General features: G+C 39.5%; 1 protein-coding gene. It reads left to right on the top strand.

Going from position 1 to position 306, the window contains the following annotated elements; translation table 11 throughout:
• Window positions 1–189 (top strand): hypothetical protein (locus HMPREF2700_RS11900; RefSeq protein WP_070590712.1); only part of this gene is annotated, 189 nt, incomplete at its 5' end.
• Between the last annotated feature and the right edge of the window lie 117 nt (window positions 190–306).

Here is a 306-nt window from a genome sequence, read left to right as displayed (position 1 = left end):
GACGGAAAGCTATATCAGCTTAATTTTACAAAGTTCGGTTGGAAATATGGGGAACAGATTTTAAAAGCTGAATTGCCTGAGTGTAACCCAATAGACAGCATGAAAGACGGTTCGTATATAGGCTGGTCAGTAGTTGCCATCATGGCAGCAGTTTGGGGTATCAGGTTGATATGGCAGAAATTGAGATAGAACCATGATGGATTTTTATTTTTATCTTGGTGTGTTTGTTCCGGTCGTGGTGGGCTGGATGATTTTTAAATGACGTGGCTATATAATCTAACTTTCAGCAACCATTACGAAAGTTAG

This window comes from Neisseria sp. HMSC068C04, from assembly GCF_001810105.1.
GTDB classification, from domain to species: Bacteria; Pseudomonadota; Gammaproteobacteria; order Burkholderiales; family Neisseriaceae; genus Neisseria; species Neisseria flavescens_B.
The sequence above is the reverse complement of the archived record's forward strand: the minus strand, read 5'-3'. Positions and strand labels throughout refer to the sequence as shown.